This is a genomic window from Sphingomonas chlorellae, from assembly GCF_056485145.1.
Genome location: NZ_JBQXXM010000004.1, coordinates 264,556 through 287,381 on the forward strand (window position 1 = coordinate 264,556; position 22,826 = coordinate 287,381).

Here is a 22,826-nt window from a genome sequence, read left to right on the forward strand (position 1 = left end):
GGCGCGCGGATCAGCTTCCGCTGCCGGGGTTGGGCGAGAAGAACTGCTCGAGCTTGTCCTTCACGTCCTTCATCGCATCGGCGTCGGCGGGCGGCTCACCCTTCTGGGTGATGTTGGGCCACTGCTCCGAATAGGACCGGTTGAGCTCCAGCCACTTCTCCAGACCATTTTCGGTGTCCGGGAAGATCGCCTCGGCCGGGCATTCGGGTTCGCACACGCCGCAATCGATGCATTCGTTGGGGTTGATGACGAGCATGTTCTCGCCCTCATAGAAGCAGTCGACCGGACACACCTCGACGCAATCCATGTACTTGCACCGGATGCAGTTGTCGGTGACGACATAGGTCATTTGAACACTGGCTCCCCTGAGCGGATTCGCGGGCGAAAAGTGGCGCCCCTGCTATGCGTCGGGGGTCCGCTCGTCAACGCCCTTGGCCGTTCCGATTTCCAATGGCGTGTACAGGGTCGCCGCCTCCGCCGGCGGTCCGCGGCGCTGGGGCAGCGCCTCGACGCGCAGCGCTCGCACCTGACCGTAAAGCGGAAACACGATAATCGAACCGACACGGACAGCCGCCGATGAGCGCTCGATGCGCCGTCCGTCGAGGCGCAACGTCCCCTTTTCGGCAATCGCCTGCGCCGCACTGCGGGTCTTGGCGAGCCGCGCAAACCACAAAAAGCGGTCGATCCGCATCGTCCCCGTCGGCTCAGCCATCCCGCAGCCCCGCGAGCACGGCAAAGGGGCTGCCCGGCGCTGGCGCGGCGACGGGAGGCGGGGGCGTCAGCCCCTGCCAGATCCAGCGCGGCGGCTCGCCCTTCGGCGCCCGCGCCGTGCGGAACCCCAGTTGCGCCATCAGCCGCGCCAGCGTCTCCGGGCGAATTCCCATCGAAGTCGCCAATGCCGGATCGGGCGCAAAGGGCGCGCGCCCCTTGCGGCTGTCATGCGCCGCCCGCGCGATGCGTTCGACAAGGTCTACGCGCACCGCCTGCGCACCGAGCGGGCGAAAGCCATGCGCCAGATCGGCACCCGGCGCGCCGCGCGGCAACACGGTCGCACCGTCGCGCGGCGCGACCTCCAGCCCCATCAACTCGCGTCGCCAACGCGCGGCCGCTGGCTTGAGAAGCGTCGGCGCGAACAGGTCCAGCGTCCCGATCGTCACGCCGATCTGGCGCAGCCGCCGCCGCGCCGCCGGATCGAGCGCCTCGACCATTGCCGCCGCCGCCCGCCGGGGCAGCAGTCCGCCGGCTTCGACCAATGCGTGCGCAATCGCCCGCAATGCGCCACCCGCGTCCGCATCGCGGGTCAGCGCGTCGAGCCGGGCAAGTACGCCCAGATGCCGCGCCACCTGCTCGACGAACCATCGCTCCAGCCGGCTCTGGCACGCCGCGCGCTGCGCAGGATCGAGAATGTCGAGCGCGCGGTCGACTTCGACGCGGGGGCGCACCGGATTGGCCCCACGGTGCAGCGTCGCCACGGCATGGCCGCGCCACCCGATCGCCGGCTGCCCGTCGTCGAGCGGTGTCAGCGCCAATTCCCCATCGGCCGCGACGGCCAACGCCTCACCGCGACGCCGCAATTCGCCCGCCAGCCGCTTTTCCGCCGCGGCGAGCAGCATCCGCTTGTCGGCCGCGCGCGCGTCGGGCGTGACGACAAACCGGAAACCCTCCAGCCGCCCCAATGGGTGTTCCTCGACGCTGACTTCCCCTTCCGGACCAATCGTCACCGGCAGATTCGAGGCGTCGGCACCAATCTGGCGCAGCAACACCGTCGTGCGCCGATCGACGAAGCGCTGCGTCAGGCTGGCATGGAGCGCGTCCGAAAGCTTCTCCTCGATCGCACGCGTCCGTTCGGCCCAATGGGCGGGCTCGGCAAGCCAGTCGGCGCGGTGGGCGATATAGGCCCAGCTCCGCGCCGCGGCGATCCGCCCGGCCAGCGTTTCGACATCGCCGGCCATATTGTCCAGCCGCTGGATCTCATCGGCAAACCACTGATGCGGGACATGCCCACGCCCCTCCGACAGATGGCCGAAGATGCGCCCCACGAAGCGCGCATGCGCATCCGCGCCCAGCTTGCGGAAATCGGGCAGACCGCAGGCGGCCCATAACCGCGCGACCATCTGCGGGTGGCTCACCCGGGTACGCACCCAGTCTTCGCCCGCCAACCGCTTGAGCACCGCAAGGTCGACCGCCTCGGGGGCGGCGCGAAGCTGCGGCACCTGCGGCCGCGCCTCAAGGCTGTCGATCAGCGCGTCGATGCTCGACAGATCGGGAGCCCCCTCGCGCCAGTAAAGATGCTCGAGCGGCGGCAGATTGTGCGCTTCGATCGCGAGTACCTCCTCGGGAGCGAAGGCGCCCGGTCCCTGCTCGTGCAGTGCGCCGAAGGTGCCGTCGCGCTGGTGTCGCCCGGCACGTCCCGCGATCTGCGCCATTTCGGCAAGCGTCAGGCGTCGCTGGCGGCGCCCGTCGAACTTGTGAAGCGACGCAAAGGCGACATGCGCGACATCCATGTTGAGCCCCATGCCGATCGCGTCGGTCGCGACCAGATAATCGACCTCGCCCGCCTGGAACATCGCCACCTGCGCATTCCGCGTTCGTGGACTGAGCGCGCCCATCACAACCGCCGCGCCGCCGCGCAGGCGCCGCAGCGCCTCGGCCACGGCATAGACTTCCTCGGCGGAAAAGGCGACGATCGCCGAGCGCCGCGGCAACCGCGACAGTTTCTTTGCCCCTGCATAGCTCAGCGTGGAAAAGCGCGGTCGACCGATCACCTCGGCATCGGGTACCAGCGCCTTGAGCATCGGCCGGAGCGCGTCCGAACCCAGCAGCATCGTTTCCTCGCGTCCCCGCGCGCGCAGGATCCGATCGGTGAACACATGGCCCCGTTCGGGATCGGCCCCCAGTTGCGCCTCATCAAGCGCGACGAAGGCGAAATCGCGCTCCATCGGCATCGATTCGGCGGTGCACAGGAACCAGCGCGCGCCCGGCGGCACGATCTTCTCCTCGCCGGTAATCAGCGCGACCTCCTCCGGCCGCTTGATCTTGAGCACGCGGTCATAGACCTCGCGCGCCAGCAGCCGCAGCGGGAAGCCGATCATCCCGCTCGAATGGCCGCACAGCCGCTCGATGGCGAGGTGGGTCTTGCCGGTGTTGGTCGGGCCGAGCACCGCGACCACCGGAGAACGGGCAAATTGACTCATTATGCGCCCAAGATCGTTCCGCGACGCCCCTTAAGCAACACCCCCTGCTTGCCCGAACGGCTCGCACCCACCAGTTTTACACCGGTTCCGAAGGGCGATTTCCCTTCGTCCTGCGGCACGCACGATCCGCCGCAGCCACGCGTGGGGCACAGGCTGCTTAATTTGACTTTAAACCCTCTCTTGCACAACGATTCGGGCAGGGCCGTTGCGATCGGCCCCGCGCGCAAAAGGTGTTTCAAGAGGCCGTCCGCCTTGTTCTTGCCCGTCGAGCCAGGTCATCAATCCGGGGGGGGCGCCACGCCGGCGTCGCCGTCCCCCGCGCCCGCGCCGACTCCCGCAGTCCGCAGACATTGGCTGGATCAGTTCGAACTTGCGCCAGACCTTGGCGCCGCCATCGGTTCGGCCACATGGTTTCGCGGCCTGGCGACCTGTCTCGGACTATGCACGCTGACGGTGATGCTGGCGCCGGGCCTGGAGACACCGATCTACGGCACCGTGCCTACCCCGCTTGCCGGCGCCGACCTCGATGCGCAGCGCGCCCAGGCGATCCGTCCGCTGGCGATGGGCGCCACCACCGGCACCCGTCTCGCCGCCACCCGACTCGTTGCGCCGCTGACCGATACGCCCGAACGCCCCGTCATCTCGCTGGACGCGCGGCTGGCCTCGGGCGACGCGCTGCTCGGCGTCCTCCAGCGCTCAGGAGTCGGTCATGCCGATGCGACACAGGTCGGCGCCCTCGTCACTCGCGCCATCGCGCTGGGATCGATTCAACCGGGCACGACGCTCGACCTGACGCTCGGCCGCCGCAACAGCAAGGATCAGCCGCGACCGCTCGAAAAGCTTGCGTTCCGCGCGCGCTTCGACCTCAAGCTCGAGGTCGCGCGCCAGGGCAATGCACTGGCGCTGCGCCAGATCCCGATCGCGATCGATCATACCCCGCTGCGTGTCCAGGGCACGATCGGCGCCAGTCTCTATCGCTCGGCACGCGCCGCCGGCGCGCCGCCCAAGGCGGTCGAAGCGTTCATCAAGACGCTGGCCAGCCGCGTTCCCGTGTCGCACCTCGGCGCCAATTGCCGCTTCGACCTGATCGTTTCGCAGGCGCGTGCGGAAACCGGCGAAGTCCAGCTCGGCAACCTGCTTTATGCCGGCGTCAACGACTGCGGCACCCGCCTGCAATTGTTGCCATGGCAAAGCAACGGCCGCACCGAATGGTTCGACGGGCTGGGCCGCGGCAGCAGCACCGGCGCGATGGCGATGCCCGCTGCGGGGCGAATTTCGTCCAGCTTCGGCATGCGCCGCCACCCGCTGCTCGGCTTCACGCGAATGCACAAGGGCATCGACATCGCCGCGCCTTGGGGGGCACCGGTCTATGCCGCGAGCGACGGCGTCGTCCAGTTCGCCGGGCGCAGCTCGGGATATGGCAATTTCATCCGGCTCGGCCACGGCGCCTTCGGGACCGGCTATGGCCATCTCAGCCGGATCATCGTTCGCGGTGGCCAGCATGTTCGCAAGGGACAACAGATCGGCGCCGTCGGCAGCTCGGGTCTTTCGACCGGCCCGCACCTTCACTACGAGCTTTACAAGAACGGCGTCGCGGTCAACCCGCGCTCGGTGTCGTTCACCACGATGCGCCAGCTCACCGGCAACGACCTGGGCGCCTTCCGCGCGAAGCTGCGCGCGATGCAGGCGGTTCCGGTCGGCCACGGAGTTGATCCGGACGCCGAATAGGTCGGGGTCGGGCAGGCACTCAGTCTCCGCGCCGCCGCCTCCAAAAAGGATCCGGGGAAAGCCGCAGGCCGATCAGCGACCTTGCGCGCGCCAGCGGCGGATCGTCCGCTCGAGCATCTGCTCCTCGCCGCCTGCGTGCCGCCACAGTTCCGAAAAGACCGGATCGCCCGATGCGGGACGACGATTCTCCTCAAGGGCGTCGAACAGCAGCCGGATCGGCGTCGCCACGCCCTCGCCCACCGCGATGCACTCGCGATTGCGCAGCGCCGGGATCGAATCGAGAAAACCCCGCGCGCCTTCGGGCATCGCTGCGCGCACGAACGCCTGGTCGCGCTCGTTGTTGAGCCGCATCGACAGGATCGTGCCGCATTGCGAGAGAACACCTTCGGCCAGGTCCGACGGCCGCTGTGTGATCAGCCCCAGCGAAACGCCGTATTTGCGCCCTTCCTTCGCAATTCGGCTCAGGATCCGCGCCACCGACGACCCATCGGCATTTCGCTCGCTGGGCACATAACGGTGCGCTTCCTCGCAGACCAGCAGCACGGGGTGCCGCGTCTCGCCGCGCGACCAGATCGCGAAGTCGAACACCATGCGGCTGAGCACAGCGACCACCACCGAGGTGATCTCGCTCGGCACGCCCGACACGTCGATGATCGAGATCGGCTTGCCCTCAGCCGGAAGGCGAAACACGCGCGCCAGAAACGATGCCATCGTGTCGGCGACGAGCATCCCCGAAAACATGAACGCATAACGCGGGTCGGACTTGATCTCGTCGATCTTGCTGCGCAGCCGCAGATAGGGGGCTGTATCGGTCGCCTTGTCCATCTTGCCCATCTCCAGCTGAAGGATCTGGGTCAGGTCGGACAGCAGATAGGGGATCGGGGCATCGACGGTGATCTTGCCATATTCGGCAGCCAGGCGGTTCTTCCCCTTGGCCTGGAGCAGGCACTTGGCCAGGATGTCGGCGTCGACCTGTCGCGCTGACCCCTCGCTCGTCAGGAACACCTCGCAGGTTTCCTGGAAGTTCATCAGCCAATAGGGCATCTGCAGGTTCGACACGTCATACAACGCCCCGATCCCGCGAAAGGCGCTGCCATATTCGCCGTGCGGATCGATCATCACCACATGCCCATGCGGCGCGCGTTCGCAAATGCGGTGCAGGATCAGCGCGGCGGCCGTCGATTTGCCGGTGCCGGTCGACCCCAGCAGCGCGAAATGCTTGCCGAGCAGCGCATCGACATACAGTGCGGCGCGGATGTCGCGCGTCGGATAGACGGTGCCGATCTCGATATGCGCGCGCTCGTCGGCAGCATAGATCTGGCGCAGATCGGCCGTCGAAAGCGGAAAGACGGGGCATCCCGGCGATGGATAGCGCGTGACGCCGCGCCGGAACTTGTAGAGCTTACCCGTCAGCCGTTCCTCGTCGCCCTCGCCGATGAAGTCGATGTCGGCGACGATCCGCTCGCCGGTCGAATCAAGCCGCAACGCCCGAATGCTCGCGATCAGCCAGGTACTGCCGACGCGCATCTTGAGCTGGCTGCCCACCTGTCCGGCGCTCGCCATCGTCGGATCGGCGTGGTTGGCAAAGGCATCGGCGGCAGCGATCTCGATCACCACCTGGCTGGCACTGCCGTTGACGGCGAACACGGCGCCGATCGGGCGCAGGCTGGCCCGAGCCGGCATTTCGCCGGCGGGCGCGCCGGGTGCGGTGCCGTGCATGGGCGATACGCCGCTGTGGCTGTGCATTCGAAACTCCGCTGATCCCCTGCGGCGATCCTGTCGGACAATATGTAAAAAATGCGTGAGTTTGCGGGGCGTTCGTCGCGTTTGCGCCCGGAACGGCGACCGACCGGTGCGACCGCGTCAGAATCGACGCCAGATCGCGCCTGCCCCCCACCCGAATGCCACCGACAGCAAGACCGCCAGAATGCCATAAGCGACCGAGTCGTGCTGCGCCGCCTGGGCGACGAAGCGCTCGAAACCCGATTTACGGATGTTGATCGGCCGTACCGCAGCCGCGAGAACGCGGCCGTTCTGGATCAGGAAGGTCTCGGCGGTAAAGCGTCCGACGGGCACACGCGCCGGGATCTGCAGGCGCGCGCGATAGAGAACGCCGTCGGTGATCTCCACCGCCCGCGGCGCCTCGACATAAAGCCCGGCGCGGCGGCGCAAATCGACGAGCCCGGCGTCGAACCGCGCCTGAACCGTGGGGGCAGCCCCCGATGCGGGCGACAGCTGAAGACTGTCCACTCCCAATTCGTAAATGGCGCGCGTGCGGGCATCGACCAGCCTGTCCACCGGGCGCGACGACGCCAGCGCATAAAAGCTCGGCGCGGATCGATAGCGCATCCGCTCGGCGTTGATCCAGATGCCGGCGATCTTCCGCTTCTCGCGAACCACGATCGACTGCGTCGGGCCCTTGACGACCACGACGATGTCGAGCGGCCCGTCGCGCGGATCGGGCGCCCGCCCGCCGGGATAGAGAATGGCGCCGAACAGCAGCAGTTCGGCGCCGGTGAACGAATAGACGATCTCGATATCGCGCTGCGATACGTCCGGGACGAGCACCGGCTTGGCCTGTCCCATCACCAGCGGCGCCGCGAGCGCAAGAAGCAGCCGCCGTGCCCGTCTCACGACAGCGCGACCGAATAGATCTCGTCAGGGCGCCAGGCGAGCCCCAGCCCCATCCGCAGCGCCACCATCAACACCATCAATGCCAATGCCAGCCGCAAGTATTCGGGCTTCATTCGCTGGGCGAACCGGGCCCCCAGTTGCGCGCCGGTCACCGATCCAAGCAGCAGCAGCACCGCCAGCACGATGTCGACGGCCTTGGTCGTCGTCGCATGCACCATCGTCGCGGCGGCGGTCACGAAGAGGATCTGGAACAGCGAGGTGCCGACCACCACCTGCGTCCCCATGCCGAGCAGATACAACATTGCCGGCACCAGGATGAAGCCGCCGCCGACACCCAGCAGCACCGTCAGGATGCCGGTAAAAAAGCCGAGCAACAGCGGCGCCAACGGCGAGATATAGAGCCCAGAGCGATAGAATCGCCAGCGCAACGGCAGCATCGCCACCAGCGGATGGTGCCGGCGGCGACGCACTGGGGCCGGCCGGCTCCCCCGCGCGACCCGCACCGCCCCGATCGATTCGTGCAGCATCAGTCCGCCGATCGTGCCGAGGAGCAGCACGTAAAGGATCCCGATCACCGTGTCGATCTGGCCGCTCGACTGGAGCAGCGCGAACAGCCATGCACCCGCGATACTGCCGATCACGCCGCCGGCAACAAGAACCAGCCCCATCGGCACGTCGACGCCGCCACGACGGAAATGCGCGAACACTCCCGAAACGCTCGCTCCCGTCACCTGGCTTGCGGCAGATGCAGCTGCGACCGTCGGCGGAATGCCGTAAAAGATCAGCAGCGGCGTCGTCAGGAACCCGCCGCCCACACCGAACATGCCCGAAAGCAGCCCGACGCCGAGCCCCAGCGCGACGATGACCAACGCGTTGACCGACAGGTTCGCGATCGGGAGGTACAGATCCATGCCCCCCACGGCATAACCTGCTTTACCGCGTGAACAAAGGCCGGCCGCCGTCTGTCGTCGCGGCGCGCTCTAGCGGTTGAGCCGCTGCAGCAACATCGCGCGCAGCCGCCGCGCAGTAGCGGCGTCGATGGGCCCCAACGGCCCTCGCGCGGCTTCGGGCAGATGCGCGCCCGCACGCTCGGCCGCGCCGAACACATAATAATCGAACAGCGCCTGCCACGCGCGCTTCTCGGGCTCGGGCCGATCGCGCAGGCTCAGCAGCGCGTGGAGCAGCGTCAGCTGCGGCGTGTCGAGCCAGTCGGGGCTGGTATTCCACCAATAATTGACCAGCACATTGAAGGGCGCCAGCGCCTCGACGTGATGCCACCACATGGCCGGGTAGAAGAGCAGGTCGCCCGGCTCGAGTTCGGCCACCTGCGCGGTCGCAATGGCCGCGCGAAAGCCGGGATAGCGCTCGAAATCCGGGGTCGCGAAATCGACCATGCTCACCACCTGCCCGCCCGGCGTCGGTTCAAGCGGGCCGGGATAGAGGTTGGCGACCTGATCGGGTGGAAACAGGGTGAAGCGTCGCCGGCCGACCGCACACACCGCCAGATTGTGCGACATGTCGTAATGGCACGTCGCGATGGTGCGGTTGCCGATCCAGATGCTTGCAAGCGGCGGATGCGCAGCAAACATCGGATGGTTGAGCGCCAGGTCGTTTTCGGCCCGAAAGCCGGGAAGATAATCGTCCAGATCGGTCGACCCGACATAGAAGCTGGGCGCATCCGTATCGCCGATCCGCGGACCAACCGCATCGAGCAGCGTGCACAACGGCTCCCGCCGCCCGGTGAAATTGAGCCCCGTCACCGTTTCGTTGTAAAAGAAGCGTCCGCCGATCTCCGGGGCACCGGTGAACGTGACGACGGGCCGGCCGCCGTCGAATCGCTTGAGGACCGCCATCGCGGTGTCCGCCGATTCGATCCCGGCCCGCACGAGCGGCCAGCCGGCGGCGATGCCCTTCAGGATCACCGGCTGCTGGCCCGCCATCAGCGCGTCATAGGGAATCGCATCGGGCGCGACACCCGTCATTGCCGGCACCGGCCGCGCCGTCTGCGCCACGATGTTCATCGACTGCGCTGCCGGATTCCCGGCCGTGCCACCGTTACGATCATCCCTCTCCACATGTCGGCGCGCCGTAGCCTCTCGGTTCAAGCGAACACGTCGGCCAACGACTCAACCTGCGGGCCTTCCTTCCAGTCGCGCAGCGCAACGAACAGGCTGGTCTGCACCGCCCCGCCGATCGCGCTGGTAAGGGTCGTGACGACCGCCGAGCCAATCAGGAAGATCGGGCTTATCGCGAACAACGATTCCGGATCACCCTGCGCCATCTGGGCGCCGGTGAGTACCGCCAGGATGCCCAGCGGAATGCTCAGCAACCAGAACAATACCATCACGACCAGCCCAAGGCCCAGAATACGCCAGCGCGCACCGCTGGTCAGGAAGCTGCTGCGTCCCAGCGCTTCGGTAATCCCGTGATCCTCATCCACCAGGGCCGGAACCGCCACCGACCACATGATCGCCAGGATCACACCCGGAACGATCAGCAAAAGGAAACCGAAGCCGATGCCCAGCGCCATCAGGATCGACAACAGCAGCAACGGCAACGCCTTGCCGACGCCCGCTGACAAGGTCTCGCCCAGCGACGCCCGTTCGCCGCGGGCATAGGCGGCGGTCGCGCGCACCAGCGCGCCCTGCACCAGGAAGCTGCAGAAGATCGCGATCAGTCCGGCCAAGATCGATGTGAACGCGGTTGCCACGGCGGCACCGGGAACCGCCAGCATCGGAAACACCACACCGCGGAGCACCAGTTGCGGCAGCGCGCCGAACAGAAATGCGATCCCGAAAGTCGCCACCGGATTGTCCTGCACGACGCCGAACGCCATGCTCAAGACGCTGCTGATTGAAAAGGCGCGATCCTCGCCGCGCTCCGCTGCACTCGCCATGTTAAAGATCCCCCTCTGCAAATAGCCCGGAATGGATTGCGCAATTCGTATCGATTGTCATCCATCCGCTTGCGGTGCCCCGTAAAATATTTAGGTTGGGGACCGGACGTGGGGGAAGCAATTCGGTGGCAGGGCAAGAGGGGAGCGCGGACGCACGGCTCGCCGCGGCGCATCGCGCGCTGCGGTCGAACGGCGATATCCAGTTCGACCTGCCGAGCGCCGCACCGCCCAAGCCGCCCCAGATGCCCGAATGGCTCCAGGCCATCGGGCGCTGGATCGCCGACGCGCTGCGGCCGCTTGCCCGGCTGATCCGCTGGATTTCGGGGCATCTGCCCCAACCGCAACTGGTGGAGGCCCTGCTCTGGGGCATGATCGCGCTGCTCGCGCTCTTTGCCTTGTGGATGGCGTTTGTCCGCCTGCGCGAAGGCGAATGGCGGCTGCCCCGTCTGCGCCGCCGCAACGTGGCTTCACCCGCTTCGATCGATGCGCCCGATCCGGATGCCGACTGGACGCCTGACGCTGCGCCCGCGCGCGAATGGCTGCGCGAGGCCGATGCGCTCGCCGAACGCGGCCAATATGGCGAGGCGGTGCACCACCTGCTGCTCCGCAGCGTCGAGGACATCGCCGAGCGCCGCCCGCATCTCGTCCGCCCTGCGCTTACCAGCCGGGATCTCGCCCGCGCCACCGCGATTCCCGAACGTCCACGGCACCTGTTCGCCACGCTGGCGGCCGTCGTCGAGCGCAGCCTGTTCGGTGGGCGCGCTGTCGATGGCGAAACCTGGACGCGCTGCCGGGCCGCCTATGCCGATTTCGCTCAGGTGCGGAGCTGGCAACGATGAGCGACATCGCGATCGGTCGCCAACCCGCCGCGGCGGGCCTGATGCGCCCCATCACCTTTGCGCTGCTGCTCGCCATCGGCCTGCTGGCCTTTGCCGGGATGCTGGTGCTGGGTGCCTTCGCGCCCGATCTGCAGTCGGGGCGAAACGGCGGCGCGCACGCGTTGTCGAACGGTGCGACCGGCTTTGCGGCGCTCGTCGAGCTGGCGCAGGCGGGCGGACGGAACGTCCGCATCGTCCGGGATCCCCGCCAGTTCGATACGGAAAGCCTGCTGGTCATCACGCCCGAACGGGCCTCGACCGAGATTTCGGAGGCGACAAGGCGCGAGGCAAAGCCGACGCTGGTCATCCTGCCGAAATGGCAGACGGTCACCGACCGAAAACACCGTGGCTGGGTGAAGGCGCAAGGGCTGCTTCCCGCATTCGAGCCAGAAGGTGTCTTCGCGCCCGGCGCTCAACTCAAGATCGCGCGCCGACGCACTGCAGGCAAACTGCTCAACGGAGCCGACCTGTCCCCCGGCGTGAAGCTGTACGAGCCGCGCGTCGCGCAGGTCATCACCGGTCTGGCACCGCAGGCACCCGTTCAGCCGCCGCGCGTCCGCCCTGTGCAGCCCCGGGCAGCAGCGCCGGACCATGATGCCGAGAATGATGCGGATAATCGCACAGAGGCGGGCCGGGCTGATCCCGGTGCCCCGACGGTCCCCGGCTTGCCCGCACCGGCGACAGCCCCCGCACGGCCAACCCCACCCCGCATCACTCCGCTTCTCAGCGATGCGCAGGGCGGTATCCTGCTGGCGCAGATCGGGGACGGACCGCTCTACGTGCTCGCCGATCCGGACCTGCTCAACAATCAGGGCATGAAATCACTCGATCAGGCACGCGCCGCGCTCGCGCTGCTCGACTCGCTCAACAGCACGCCGCCCGACACGATCGTGTTCGACGTCAGCCTCAACGGCTTCGGCCACTCGAAAAGCCCGTTGCGGTTGATGTTCGAGCCGCCTTTTCTCGCGGTGACGCTCACGATCCTCGCGGCGCTGGTGCTCGCCGGGATTCAGGCCTTTGCGCGGTTCGGCCCGCCGGCGCCGCGCGGCCGCGCGATCGCGTTCGGCAAGACGGTGCTGGTCGACAACAGCGCGGCGCTGGTCCGCAAGGCGCGACGCGAGGCGGCGATGGGGCCGCGCTATGTCGCGGTGATCCGCGAGCGTGCCGCGCGGGTGTTCGGCGCGCCCGCACGGCTGCGCGACGCAGCGCTCGACGATTATCTCGACGCGCTCAGCGGCCCGCGCCGCTTTACCGAGTGCGCCGCCGCGGTCGAGGCCGCACGCAACGCCGAGGAACTGCGGGAGGCGGCACGCGCGCTCCACGCATGGCTGGGGGACAGAATGGAGAAGGGCAAGTGACGGTTGAGCAAGTCCAGGCGCTCGCGGCGCGTATCCGGGGTGAGGTCGCCCGCGCGGTCGTCGGCCAGGAAAGCACGGTCGAGCTGATGCTGATCGCGCTGTTCTCGGGCGGGCACATCCTGCTCGAAGGACCGCCCGGCACGGCCAAGACGCTGCTCGCGTCGAGCTTCGCGCGGGCGCTGGGGCTCGATTTCGGCCGCATCCAGTTCACGCCCGACCTGATGCCGGGCGACATCATCGGTGCGAACCTGTTCAACTTCCAGACGAGCAGCTTCACACTGACGCGCGGCCCGATCTTCACCGAACTGCTGCTCGCCGACGAAATCAACCGCACCCCGCCCAAGACACAGGCGGCACTGCTCGAGGCGATGCAGGAACGCACCGTGACGATCGACGGTGAGACGATGCCGCTCTCCGACCGCTTCACCGTGGTCGCGACGCAGAACCCGATCGAGCAGCAGGGGGTCTATCCGCTCCCCGAGGCCCAGCTCGATCGCTTCCTGTTCAAGCAGATCGTCGACTATCCCAGCGCGGAGGAAGAGCGAAAGATCATCGCGCTTCACGGTACGCGCACCGCAACCACCGGGCCGGGCGACTGGGGGGTCACCCCCGTCGCCGATGCCGCCACCATCGCCGCAGCGGTCGCAACCGTCGGCACGGTGCTGCTCGCCGACAACGTCGTCGACTATATCCTCGCGCTGATCCGCGGCACACGCGACGTGGCCGATCTCGAATCGGGGGCATCGCCCCGCGCCGGAGCGATGCTCGCCGGCGCCGCCCGCGCGCGCGCCGCGATCGACGGGCGCGACTTTGTCATCCCCGACGACGTCAAGGCGCTTGCGCCCGCGTTGCTTCGTCACCGGCTCATCCTCTCGCCCGCCGCCGAAATCGACGGGCGCGCGATCGAGGACGTCGTCCACACGATCATCGAATCGATCGAGGCGCCGCGCTGAGCCGGTCGATGCTCTATCCCACGCGCCTTGCCGTGCTGCTGATCGTGCTGGGGCTGCCGGTAACGCTGGCGGTGGCGATCGCCGTGCCCGATCGCTGGTATGCCGCGCTCGCGCTGCCGCTGGCGGTGGTCGTCGCGGCGCTTGCCGACGCCTTGTCGGGCGCCGGACCGCGCGCAGTCACAGCAAACCTCGTGCTGCCGCCGCAGGCGAGCGTCGGCGCAACGGTCGAGGCCGCACTGGGCGTGACGATCACGGGCGCAGCACCACGTCGCGTCGCGTTTGCGCTCGACGATGATCCGTTGCTTGCACCCGCAACGGCCTCCGGTCCCGACAGCGGCGATGCGGCACCGGACAATGGCGGCTGGCTCGCGCTCGACGGCGGGCGCGGCACCGCCGCGATCCCTCTGGTCGCGCATCGCCGCGGCACTGCCCGGATCGAACGGCTGTGGTTGCGCTGGAGCGGACCGCTGGGGCTGATCTGGAAGCAGCGCGTGCTCACCATCGGCGCGACGATGGCGATCCACCCTGATACGCGGCCCGTCCGCGCCCGCGGTGCCGAGCTGTTCCGCCGACGCACGATTGAGGGGCTGATGGCGCAGATCGAACGCGGCGACGGCGCCGATTTCGACACGCTGGTCGAGTTCCGCGCCGGGATGGACCGCCGCACGATCGACTGGAAGCAGTCGGCGCGCCATGTGAAGCTTCACGCCAAGGAATACCGGACCGAACGCAACAACCAGCTCGTTTTCGCCGTCGATTGCGGTCGGCAGATGTGCGAGCCGATCGGCGGCCTCAGCCGTCTCGACCGTGTCGTTTCCGCGATGCTGCTGACAGGCTGGGTGGCGCTCAAGGTCGGCGACCGCGTCGCGCTCAACGCATTCGATTCGCGGCCCCGCGTCGCCAGCGGCCTCATCTCCGGCACCGCCGCTTTCGGCGAGCTTCAGCGACTGGCCGCACGGATCGATTATAGCGGCGACGAGACCAACTACACGCTTGCGCTCACCACGCTCGCGACCCGCCTCGTCCGGCGGTCGATGATCGTGCTGTTCACCGAATTCACCGATCTCACCTCGGCCGACTTCATGGTCCGCGCCGCCCAGCGGCTGATGGACACGCACCTGGTGCTCGTCGTCGTGCTCGAGGATGTCGAATTGGAAACGATCGTCGATCGCGGACCGCAAAGCGCCGCCGACGTCACCCGTGCGGTCACCGCCGCGGCGCTGCTGCGCGATCGGCGAATGGTGCTGCTTCGCCTGCGCCACCTCGGCGCGCATATCGTCGAAAGCCCCTATGATCAGGTCGCCGACCGGCTGGTCGAGGCCTATGTCGATCTCAAGCGGAGGAACCTGCTGTGAACGCGCTTGTCGATCGCGACGCCGCGCCGGTGGCTGCGGGCGGCGCCCCGCTCGTCAACGCCACGCGCTTCCGCACGGCACATGAGGCAGAATGGCGGCGGCTCGACGCGCTGCTGACCCGGATCGAGAAGCGGTCGGTACGCGTGCTCGACGCCGACGACCTGCTCGCGCTGCCGCTGCTCTACCGTACCGCGCTCTCGTCGCTGGCGGTGGTTCGTGAGACTTCGCTCGATCGGGCGCTCGCAACCTATCTCGAGCAATTGTGCACGCGCGCCTATTTCCAGCTTTATGGCGTGCCGACCAGCTTTGCCGATCAGTTGCGCCACTATCTGTTCCGCGGCTGGCCGGCAGCCGTCGCGGCGCTGTGGCGCGAAACACTGTTCGCATTCGCGCTGCTCATTGTCGGGATGCTCGCCGGCTATCTGCTCGTGCGCGGCGATCCGAGCTGGTATTATGCGATCCTGCCCGACGGCCTCGCCGGCGGCCGCACGCCCGACGCGAGCGCAGAGGCACTGCGGGCGACGATCTATGCCCCGCGCGGGCGCAGCGACCACGACGGCCTCGCCGTCTTCGCCGCCTTCCTGTTCACGCACAACAGCCAGGTGTCGATCTTCGCCTTCGCGCTCGGCTTCGTCTTTGCAGTGCCAACCGTGCTGCTTCTGCTTTACAACGGGCTCACGCTCGGAGCGATGCTCGCCGTTTTCGTGCCCAAGGGGCTCGGCGTCGGCTTTTGCGGGTGGCTTGCCATCCACGGCACCACCGAATTGTTTGCGATCACGCTCGCGGGGGCGGCGGGGACGCGGATCGGCACCGCGCTGGCATTTCCCGGCCGTCGCGCTCGGCTCGACGCGATGGTCGCGGCCGGCCGCGCCGTCGCGCCGGTGATGTGCGGCGTGGTGGTCATGCTGCTTGTCGCCGGGATACTCGAGGGTATCGGGCGTCAGACGATCCAGGACGATTCGACGCGCTATGCGATCGGGCTGGCGATGCTCGGCGGCTGGCTCGCCTATTTCTATCTGCCCCGCCGCCGGGAGACGCGCGATGCGCTGGCCGATCCGCTTTAGGCGCGGAGCCCGGCGCCGCGAAGCCGCGTCGCTCCAGCGCCATTTCATCACGCCCGAGGGCGTCGACCTGCGGCTCCGGCTGGGGGGCGGGGGTGCGCGCGCGGCCGCTTTCCTGCTCGACTGGTTGCTGATCCTGCTCATCATGATCGCGCTGACGTTGATCCTCGCCTTTCTGGTAAAGGCGCAGACCAAGTCCGAACTCGCATTGATCCTGTGGTTCATCGGACTGTTCGTCTTGCGCAACGGCTGGTTCATCCTGTTCGAAGCAGGATCGCGCGGCGCGACGCCCGGCAAGCGCGTGATGGGGCTGCGCGTCGTCGCGCGCGACGGCGGACGGCTCAGCGGCGGCGCGGTGGTCGTTCGCAATGCCATGCGCGAACTCGAGGCATTCCTCCCGCTCTCCTTCCTGGTCGCACAGGTTTCGCAAAATCTCGCCGACGCCTTCCTCGTCGTGTTCGCCCTGCTCTGGTCGGGCATCTTTCTGCTGTTTCCGCTGTTCAACCGCGACCGGCTGCGGATCGGCGATCTGCTGGCGGGGACCTGGGTCGTCGAAACGGTCCGCGGAAAGCTCGCCGACGACCTCGCTGCCGAGGCCGAGCGCCCGCGGCGCGTGTTCAGCGATGCGGCGCTCGACCTTTATGGCATCTACGAATTGCAGACGCTCGAAACGGTGCTGCGCAAGGGGCGCGAGGACGCGCTCGCAACCGTCGCCGCGACGATCCGTCACAAGGCCGGGTTGCCTGACGACGGCGACGACCTGGGTTTCCTGTCCGACTATTACGCGGCGCTCTGTGCGCGGCTCGAACGCTCGATGATGCTGGGCAACCGCCGCGACGACAAGTTCGGCACGCGCCGCGCCGGCTAGCGACTGTCTGCCGCAGCGGCGGCGGCGCGCAGGTCGGCAACGAATGCGGCCATCTCGGCGGCGCGCGTCTCGCGGTCGGGCTGGCGCAGCAGAAAGCTGGGATGGACGGTAACCCAGCCGAGCCCGCCATCGGGGGACAACACCCATGGCCGTCCGCGTGCAGCGCCGATCGTCACGCTGCGTCCAAGCATCTGCCGCGCCGCCGTCGCGCCCAGCGCGATCGTCATTGCCGGCCGCACGACCGTCCGCTCCTGCGCATACCACCATCGGCACGCCTCGATCTCGCCGGCATTGGGACGCGCATGAATCCGGCGGCGCCCATGGCGCACGAACTTGAAATGCTTGACCGCGTTGGTGACATAGACGCGACCGCGCGCGATCCCCGCCGCGCTCAGCGCCTTGTCGAGCAACTGCCCCGCTGGGCCGACAAAGGGATGGCCGGCAAGATCCTCATGATCGCCGGGCTGCTCGCCCATCAGCATCAATGCGGCGTCGCGCGGTCCCTCGCCGAACACCGTCTGGGTCGCGCCACGATAAAGCGGGCAACGCGTACAGGCGGCGGCTGCGTCGCGCAGCGTCTCCCAATCGATCGCCCCGTCGTCGCCGGCCGCGGTCGAGGAATCGGTCAAAGGGCGGTGGCCGCCCTTCCGCTCATTCGCGGTCGTCACCCGGCACATGCTCCTCCGCGCGGGCACGCTCCTCGGGCTTGCGCGCTTCGAAACGCCGCGCCAGGTCGGCGGCCTCGGCCTTGTCGATCCGTTTCGCCGCGGCGGGGAACATCTCCTGCTCCTCCTCGTCGATATGGTGCATATAACGGTGGCGCAGCTCGCCGAAACGTTCCGCCCACTCCGGCGATCCGAAATCGGCCTCGATCAACGCCCCCAGCAGGTCATCGACCTCCTTGTGCTCGGCAACCGAATGCCGCGCATCCTCGCGCAGCTCGGGATCGGCGAGCATCGCAGCGTAGAGCGACTCCTCCTCGGCGGCGGCATGCGCCTGCAGTTCCAGCCGCAGCGCCTCGAACGTCGCACGGCGCTCGCCGCTGTCGCCGCTGCCCTCGCCCAGCCGCGCGAACAGCGTGCGCTGGCGATCATGATCAGCTTTCAGGTCGGCAAAGATGCGGGCGTCGGCCATGCTCGTCTCCTGCGGTTGTGATGGTTCAACCCGCAGGGCCGTCGGTTGGTTGCCGTACGCGTCGGCTGCGCCGATACGGCGCTAATGCACTGCTGCACCGGGACCGTCGATCGCATCGGCGATCGTCGCCAGCACCCCGGCCATGGATTGGGTGAACACGCCCCCTTTCGCGCGCCGCCATTCGGCGATGCCCTCGTCGGGCGAGAGAAACCGCAGCGTCGCGGCGATGCGCGGATCGGGCTGTGCGCGCACGCTTTGCACCAGCGTCGCCTCGGAAACAGGCAAATGGGCGATGTCGACCGGCGCGCCGTTGGGCGTGCGATAACCGACGACGCCGATGTGATAGATTAGGTGCCCGGCCGCATCGGGCTCGATCCGGTGGATGCGCAGCATCGCCTCGGGCTCGCGGGGACGAACCAGAAAGGTCCAGGTCTGCCCCACGGCGAAACGTCCTGTCGCCGGCGCGGGGCTTTGCCCCAGCATCGCCGCGAACAACCCTGCAAGCGCGACCAGCAATCCCATGAGGATCAGGCTAACACGAAGTACGGCAACGCCAAATAGGATCGCGCCGCGAACGAGGGCTCGCGCTCGATGGACGCGGCCTCGACCCCGCGATAGGGCTTGCGATCATGAACGCGCCGCGCTTCTCCCTCCCCCGAACCGCCACCGGCGCGGCGCCGGTTTCGGTCGCGCTCGGCGCGGCGATGCTCGCCACCTGCTTCGCGGGGTGGCTATTCAAAAGCCATTGTCTCGCCGGCGGCTGGACGGGTGCCGAACAATATACCACCGGCTGCTACAGCGATGTCGTCCCCTTCTGGCTGGGACGCGGCGTCGCGGCGGGTCAGGTTCCCTATTTCCAGGTGCCGATCGAATATCCGGTGCTCACCGGGCTCCAGATCGGACTGGAGGGGCTGATCGCGCGGCTGATCGGCGGGGCGCATGCGAACGACGCATATTTCCTGGGCGTGGTCGCCTTCGTCAACGCCGCGATCGCGTGGGAAATGCTGTGGATGTTCGCGATGGCGGGCGTCGATCGCCGGCGGCTCTGGGCCTGGGCCTTCGCGCCGCCGCTCATTCTCTATCTGGGGCACAACTGGGATATGGCGGCGGTCGGGCTTGCCGCTGCGGCGATGCTGCGCGCGCGCCGCGGACATCTCGCCCATGCGGCGGCGCTGGCGGGCCTGGGCGCGGCGGCGAAGCTGTTTCCGGCGCTGCTGCTTCCCGTGTTCGGGCTCGCCGCGCTGGTCGAGCCCGGCCAGACGCTTCAGCGGCGCATCGCCCGTGCCGGCGGCGCGGCCGCTGCGGCAATCGCGGCGTGGGGGCTCGTGAACCTGCCCGTCGCGCTCCTGGCTTTCGACAATTGGAGCATGTTCTACCGCTTCTCACAGTCACGGCCGGGCACTGCCGCGTCGCTGTGGGAAATCGCCGCCCATTATCGCGGCTGGTTCGCGGCGATCGACGCGCGCAATCTTGCGGCAAGCATTGTCTTTCTCGGCGGCGCGCTTGCGATCCTCGGCATCGCCGGCTGGCGTCATCGCGACCGGCTCTGGGTGCTCGGCACTCCGCTGATCGCGTGGTTTCTCCTTACCAACAAGGTTTATTCGCCGCAGTTCGACCTGTGGCTCTATCCGCTGCTGCTGCTCACCGCACCGAGGCTCGTGCCGGTGGCACTTTTCGCGCTGGCCGATCTGGCGGCCTATTTCGCCGAGTTCTGGTGGTTCGCCGGCATGGAACATGCCAGCCCCGCGGTCAGCTATGACATGATCGCGGTCGCGGCGGGTCTGCGCGCGCTGGTGTTGCTCTGGCTGATCGCCGACGCGCTGTTGCGCGCGCCGCCCGAATGGGTGCGGCGCCGCGGCGACTGAACCAGGCGCTGCGCCGCTTCAGGGCAGCGGCAGCGTCGATTCTTCCTTCTTGCGTTCCTTCTGCTCGGCCTTCCAGCGATTGGCCTGGCCGACGAAACAGCCGGATGCGCCGTTGAGGCCGACGGTCGAGCAACTGCCGACGCCGGTCGCCCCGGCCTGGAGCGCATCCTGCGAACGCACGGCCCAGCTCTGGTTCGCCTGCGGCCGACCCGGCTGCTCGCGCAGCGTTTTGGGGATGCGGAATCGCTCTGCCTCGTCCAGCCGCTGGCAGACGACGATCTCGTCGCCGTTGCTGTTCGTCGGGCACTTGTCGTTGCCATAGATGACCAGCACGCCGCCTTGGGGGGCATTCTGCGCCGTCGCAGGCGCCGCGACGAACAGGGGGGCCGCAGCCAGCGCCGCGCCGATCACGATCCGCTTCAGCATCACAACGTCTCCCAATCCCCGCCGGTCACGTCCCACCGCTCTCATATCCGTTTCGACAAGGCAATGGCCGCCCGGCAACCCAGGCGGATCAGCCCGCTCAGCACCGGATAGCCGGGAGCCATCTCGGCACCTTCGGCGATCGCGGTATCGTGGTGCTCCATCTCCTCGGCGCGGAAGCGCTCCACCGTCTCCGCCAGTTCGGGATCGTCGTCGCCGATCAGGTCGAGCTGGTGGCGGTAATGCCGGTCGATCTCGGTCTCGATCGCCGCGGTACACGCCATCGCCGCCGCCGGCCCCATCGCCGCCGTCGCGGCGCCCAGCGCAAAGCCGGCGACGCTCCATATCGGCTGCAGCGCCGTGGGGCGGACGCCGCGCCGCGCCATCGCCGCGTCGAACCAGGCGCGGTGATGCGCCTCCTGGTTCGCCATGCCGGCGATCTTGCGCGCGGCGGGCGTGCGGTCGCCCATCACCGCCAGTTGCCCGGCATAGATGCGCACCGCACCATACTCGCCCGCCTGGTCGACGCGGACCATCGTCGGGATCGTCTCGCGCGGGTCGCCGGGCTTCCACCCGCCCCGTCTCGTCGCCATCATCGTGCATGCCTCCGGCCGAGCGCGAGCCACAGGATCACTGCGGCGCCGCTCAACGAGAAGATGGCGTTGAATCCCGCAAGCGAAATGCCGAACAGCGTCCATTGCGGCGAATCGCACCGGATCAGCGGCTTGCGCAGCGCCTGATTCAGGATGTCCATCGGATCGCCGCCCTGCAGGCTGGTGGTGCAGGCAGTCACCCCCTGCCACCAATGATATTCGACCCCGGCATGGAAAACGCCGATCGCGCCGCTCACCGCGACGAGCAATCCCGCGAGCACCGCCGCGCCCCGGCGCAGCCCCGCGCCCGGCAGCACCAGCCCGATCGCCGCGACGACCACTGCGGCGTAATGCGGCCAGCGCTGCCACCAGCACATCTCGCACGGGACCAGCCCGAACAGCTCGGAAAAATGCGCGCCGCCCACCAGCGCGGCGGGAAGCAACAGCGCCAGCCATCCGGCCAGCTTGGTACGGTCAGCCAGCATTGCTCAACGTTCCTTCGGTGCCACCAGCGGTTTGCCGTTCAGCCGCGCCAGCGTCTGCACCGCATAATGAAGCTGGAAATCGTCGATGCCCTGCTTCTTCAGCTGTTCGGGCGTCGCCGCAAAGCGCGGATCAGGCCGCGTGTCCTCTTCCAGCAGGCCGTTGTCGACCTTTTCCGAATTGATCAGGTGACGGCGCAGATCGGCCTCGCGCAGCACCGGCCGCTCCTTGTAATCGGGGTCGGAAATCTGCGGCACGCCGATGTCGGGCTTGATGCCGCCCTCCTGCACCGAATGGCCCGAGGGCGTGTAATAGCGCGCGGTCGTGAGGCGCAGCGCGGCGCGCGGCCCCATCGGCAGGATCGTCTGCACCGATCCCTTGCCAAAGCTGCGCACGCCCATCACCAGCGCGCGGTGATGGTCCTGGAGCGCGCCCGCGACGATCTCCGACGCCGACGCCGTGCCCGCATCGACCAGCACGATCACCGGCAACCCGCGCGCCAGGTCGCCCGGCACCATCGATTCGGCATAATAACGCTCGATGTCGGCCTTCTCGCGCCCGCGCTGCGACACGATCTCGCCATGGCTCAGGAACACGTCCGAAACCGCGATCGCCTCGGTCAGGAGGCCGCCGCCATTCTCGCGCAGGTCGACGACATAGCCCAGCGGCTTGTGACCCAGCTGGCGGTCGATCGCCTGGATCGCCTTCACCGTGTCGGCCCCGGTCTGCGCGGTAAAGGTGTTGATGTTGATGATGCCGACGCCGTCCTTCACCTCCCACTTCACCGGCTTCTGCACGATCACCTCGCGCGTCAGGGTGAACTGCAGCGGCTTTTCGGCGCCCGGTCGCACGATCGTCAGGCTGATCTTGGTGCCCGGCTTGCCGCGCATCTGCTGGATCGCCTCGTCCAGGCTGCCGCCGACAATGAACTTGCCGTCGAGGTGGGTGATGTAATCGCCGGCCTTGATCCCGGCGCGGGCCGCAGGCGTGTCCTCGGTCGGCGCGATCACCTTCACCGCGCCGTTCTCCTGCGTCACCGTCAGGCCCAGCCCGCCATAATTGCCGTCGGTCTGGATCTTCAGATTGTCGAACTCGAGCCCGTCGGCATAGCTGCTGTGCGGGTCGAGCGCGGCGAGCATCCCGTCGATCGCGCCCTTCACCAACGTCTTGTCGTCGACCTTGTCGACGTAATTGGCCTTCACGGTGTTATACACTTCCATGAAGGTATCGAGCTGCCGATAGCTTTCGGTGTCGACCGCGGCCAGGGCGCCGGAAGCGATGGGAACGATGGCAAGCGCGCCGACGGCGGCAGAAACCTGAAGGATCGAACGGAGCATTCAACGACTTTCCGACGGCCGACACGGCCTTGTTGGAAGGGGACGATAGCGGCTTTTGCGCTGCGG

Annotated in this window: 23 protein-coding genes; 8 read left to right on the forward strand and 15 right to left on the reverse strand. The window is 67.9% G+C overall.

Annotation, left to right across the window (positions count from 1 at the left end):
* Positions 1–10: 10 nt before the first annotated feature.
* From fdxA to ACT3CF_RS12690, 3 genes are read right to left on the reverse strand one after another with little or no spacing between them, the layout of a single operon-like run.
* Positions 11–349: a ferredoxin FdxA gene (gene fdxA, locus ACT3CF_RS12680; RefSeq protein ID WP_478423272.1), complete on the reverse strand. Its 339-nt coding sequence runs from the start codon at positions 347–349 to the stop codon at positions 11–13.
* A gap of 51 nt (positions 350–400) precedes the next feature.
* A complete protein-coding gene (locus tag ACT3CF_RS12685; RefSeq protein WP_478423274.1) occupies positions 401–691 on the reverse strand; it encodes an RNA-binding S4 domain-containing protein in 291 nt (96 codons plus the stop codon).
* A 13-nt stretch (positions 692–704) separates the two neighbouring features.
* Positions 705–3,194, reverse strand: coding sequence for a helicase-related protein (locus ACT3CF_RS12690; protein WP_478423276.1), 2,490 nt, complete (start codon positions 3,192–3,194; stop codon positions 705–707).
* A 456-nt stretch (positions 3,195–3,650) separates the two neighbouring features.
* On the opposite strand from ACT3CF_RS12690, the gene ACT3CF_RS12695 reads away from it, so the two are divergent.
* On the forward strand, positions 3,651–4,922 hold the full coding sequence (locus ACT3CF_RS12695; RefSeq protein WP_478423278.1) for a peptidoglycan DD-metalloendopeptidase family protein: 1,272 nt from the start codon (positions 3,651–3,653) through the stop codon (positions 4,920–4,922).
* Positions 4,923–4,994: 72 nt separating this feature from the next.
* Here ACT3CF_RS12695 and ACT3CF_RS12700 read toward each other — a convergent pair whose 3' ends face one another.
* The 5 genes from ACT3CF_RS12700 to ACT3CF_RS12720 all read right to left on the reverse strand — a co-directional run bounded on the left by ACT3CF_RS12700 (position 4,995) and on the right by ACT3CF_RS12720 (position 10,452).
* Complete coding sequence (locus tag ACT3CF_RS12700) at positions 4,995–6,605, reverse strand: ATP-binding protein (protein WP_478423496.1); 1,611 nt, start codon at positions 6,603–6,605, stop codon at positions 4,995–4,997.
* A gap of 180 nt (positions 6,606–6,785) precedes the next feature.
* Complete coding sequence (locus ACT3CF_RS12705; protein ID WP_478423498.1) at positions 6,786–7,508, reverse strand: TIGR02186 family protein; 723 nt, start codon at positions 7,506–7,508, stop codon at positions 6,786–6,788.
* Between the two features lie 44 nt (positions 7,509–7,552).
* Positions 7,553–8,467, reverse strand: coding sequence for a sulfite exporter TauE/SafE family protein (locus tag ACT3CF_RS12710; protein ID WP_478423280.1), 915 nt, complete (start codon positions 8,465–8,467; stop codon positions 7,553–7,555).
* Positions 8,468–8,536: 69 nt separating this feature from the next.
* Positions 8,537–9,577 carry a cupin-like domain-containing protein gene (locus ACT3CF_RS12715; protein ID WP_478423282.1) on the reverse strand — a complete coding sequence of 347 codons (1,041 nt, stop codon included), beginning with the start codon at positions 9,575–9,577 and terminating at the stop codon, positions 8,537–8,539.
* Positions 9,578–9,657: 80 nt separating this feature from the next.
* Positions 9,658–10,452 carry a DUF7847 domain-containing protein gene (locus ACT3CF_RS12720; RefSeq protein ID WP_478423284.1) on the reverse strand — a complete coding sequence of 265 codons (795 nt, stop codon included), beginning with the start codon at positions 10,450–10,452 and terminating at the stop codon, positions 9,658–9,660.
* A gap of 125 nt (positions 10,453–10,577) precedes the next feature.
* Here ACT3CF_RS12720 and ACT3CF_RS12725 point away from each other — a divergent pair, with 125 nt between their 5' ends.
* Genes ACT3CF_RS12725 through ACT3CF_RS12750 form a run of 6 tightly spaced genes read left to right on the forward strand, consistent with a single transcriptional unit; the run spans position 10,578 to position 16,925 of the window.
* Complete coding sequence (locus ACT3CF_RS12725) at positions 10,578–11,291, forward strand: DUF4129 domain-containing protein (RefSeq protein ID WP_478423286.1); 714 nt, start codon at positions 10,578–10,580, stop codon at positions 11,289–11,291.
* The gene (locus ACT3CF_RS12730; RefSeq protein ID WP_478423288.1) at positions 11,288–12,688 is read left to right on the forward strand and encodes a DUF4350 domain-containing protein; all 1,401 of its coding nucleotides are present in this window, start codon (positions 11,288–11,290) and stop codon (positions 12,686–12,688) included. The genes ACT3CF_RS12725 and ACT3CF_RS12730 overlap by 4 nt, the downstream gene beginning before the upstream one ends.
* A complete protein-coding gene (locus tag ACT3CF_RS12735; protein WP_478423290.1) occupies positions 12,685–13,641 on the forward strand; it encodes an AAA family ATPase in 957 nt (318 codons plus the stop codon). The genes ACT3CF_RS12730 and ACT3CF_RS12735 overlap by 4 nt, the downstream gene beginning before the upstream one ends.
* Positions 13,642–13,649: 8 nt before the next feature.
* A complete protein-coding gene (locus ACT3CF_RS12740; RefSeq protein ID WP_478423292.1) occupies positions 13,650–14,996 on the forward strand; it encodes a DUF58 domain-containing protein in 1,347 nt (448 codons plus the stop codon).
* The gene (locus ACT3CF_RS12745) at positions 14,993–16,060 is read left to right on the forward strand and encodes a stage II sporulation protein M (protein WP_478423294.1); all 1,068 of its coding nucleotides are present in this window, start codon (positions 14,993–14,995) and stop codon (positions 16,058–16,060) included. Before ACT3CF_RS12740 ends, ACT3CF_RS12745 begins: the two co-directional genes overlap by 4 nt.
* Positions 16,038–16,925, forward strand: a complete 888-nt coding sequence (locus ACT3CF_RS12750; RefSeq protein ID WP_478423296.1) for an RDD family protein — start codon at positions 16,038–16,040, stop codon at positions 16,923–16,925. The genes ACT3CF_RS12745 and ACT3CF_RS12750 overlap by 23 nt, the downstream gene beginning before the upstream one ends.
* Here the strand turns inward: ACT3CF_RS12750 and ACT3CF_RS12755 are convergent.
* The 3 genes from ACT3CF_RS12755 to ACT3CF_RS12765 form a co-directional block, all read right to left on the reverse strand.
* Positions 16,922–17,554, reverse strand: coding sequence for a UdgX family uracil-DNA binding protein (locus tag ACT3CF_RS12755; RefSeq protein ID WP_478423298.1), 633 nt, complete (start codon positions 17,552–17,554; stop codon positions 16,922–16,924). The two genes, ACT3CF_RS12750 and ACT3CF_RS12755, sit on opposite strands and share 4 nt — an antisense overlap.
* A 22-nt stretch (positions 17,555–17,576) precedes the next feature.
* Positions 17,577–18,059, reverse strand: coding sequence for a hemerythrin domain-containing protein (locus ACT3CF_RS12760; RefSeq protein ID WP_478423300.1), 483 nt, complete (start codon positions 18,057–18,059; stop codon positions 17,577–17,579).
* An 81-nt stretch (positions 18,060–18,140) separates the two neighbouring features.
* Positions 18,141–18,581 (reverse strand): hypothetical protein, encoded by a 441-nt coding sequence (locus tag ACT3CF_RS12765; protein ID WP_478423302.1) that lies wholly within the window; start codon positions 18,579–18,581, stop codon positions 18,141–18,143.
* A 107-nt stretch (positions 18,582–18,688) separates the two neighbouring features.
* Here ACT3CF_RS12765 and ACT3CF_RS12770 point away from each other — a divergent pair, with 107 nt between their 5' ends.
* Positions 18,689–19,924: a hypothetical protein gene (locus ACT3CF_RS12770; RefSeq protein WP_478423304.1), complete on the forward strand. Its 1,236-nt coding sequence runs from the start codon at positions 18,689–18,691 to the stop codon at positions 19,922–19,924.
* A gap of 18 nt (positions 19,925–19,942) precedes the next feature.
* Here the strand turns inward: ACT3CF_RS12770 and ACT3CF_RS12775 are convergent, their stop codons facing one another.
* From ACT3CF_RS12775 to ACT3CF_RS12790, 4 genes are read right to left on the reverse strand one after another with little or no spacing between them, the layout of a single operon-like run.
* On the reverse strand, positions 19,943–20,350 hold the full coding sequence (locus tag ACT3CF_RS12775) for a hypothetical protein (RefSeq protein ID WP_478423306.1): 408 nt from the start codon (positions 20,348–20,350) through the stop codon (positions 19,943–19,945).
* 41 nt (positions 20,351–20,391) lie between these two features.
* Positions 20,392–20,940: a demethoxyubiquinone hydroxylase family protein gene (locus tag ACT3CF_RS12780; protein ID WP_478423308.1), complete on the reverse strand. Its 549-nt coding sequence runs from the start codon at positions 20,938–20,940 to the stop codon at positions 20,392–20,394.
* Positions 20,940–21,425, reverse strand: a complete 486-nt coding sequence (locus ACT3CF_RS12785; RefSeq protein WP_478423310.1) for a disulfide bond formation protein B — start codon at positions 21,423–21,425, stop codon at positions 20,940–20,942. The genes ACT3CF_RS12780 and ACT3CF_RS12785 overlap by 1 nt, the downstream gene beginning before the upstream one ends.
* Positions 21,426–21,428: 3 nt before the next feature.
* Positions 21,429–22,760, reverse strand: coding sequence for a S41 family peptidase (locus tag ACT3CF_RS12790; RefSeq protein ID WP_478423312.1), 1,332 nt, complete (start codon positions 22,758–22,760; stop codon positions 21,429–21,431).
* Between the last annotated feature and the right edge of the window lie 66 nt (positions 22,761–22,826).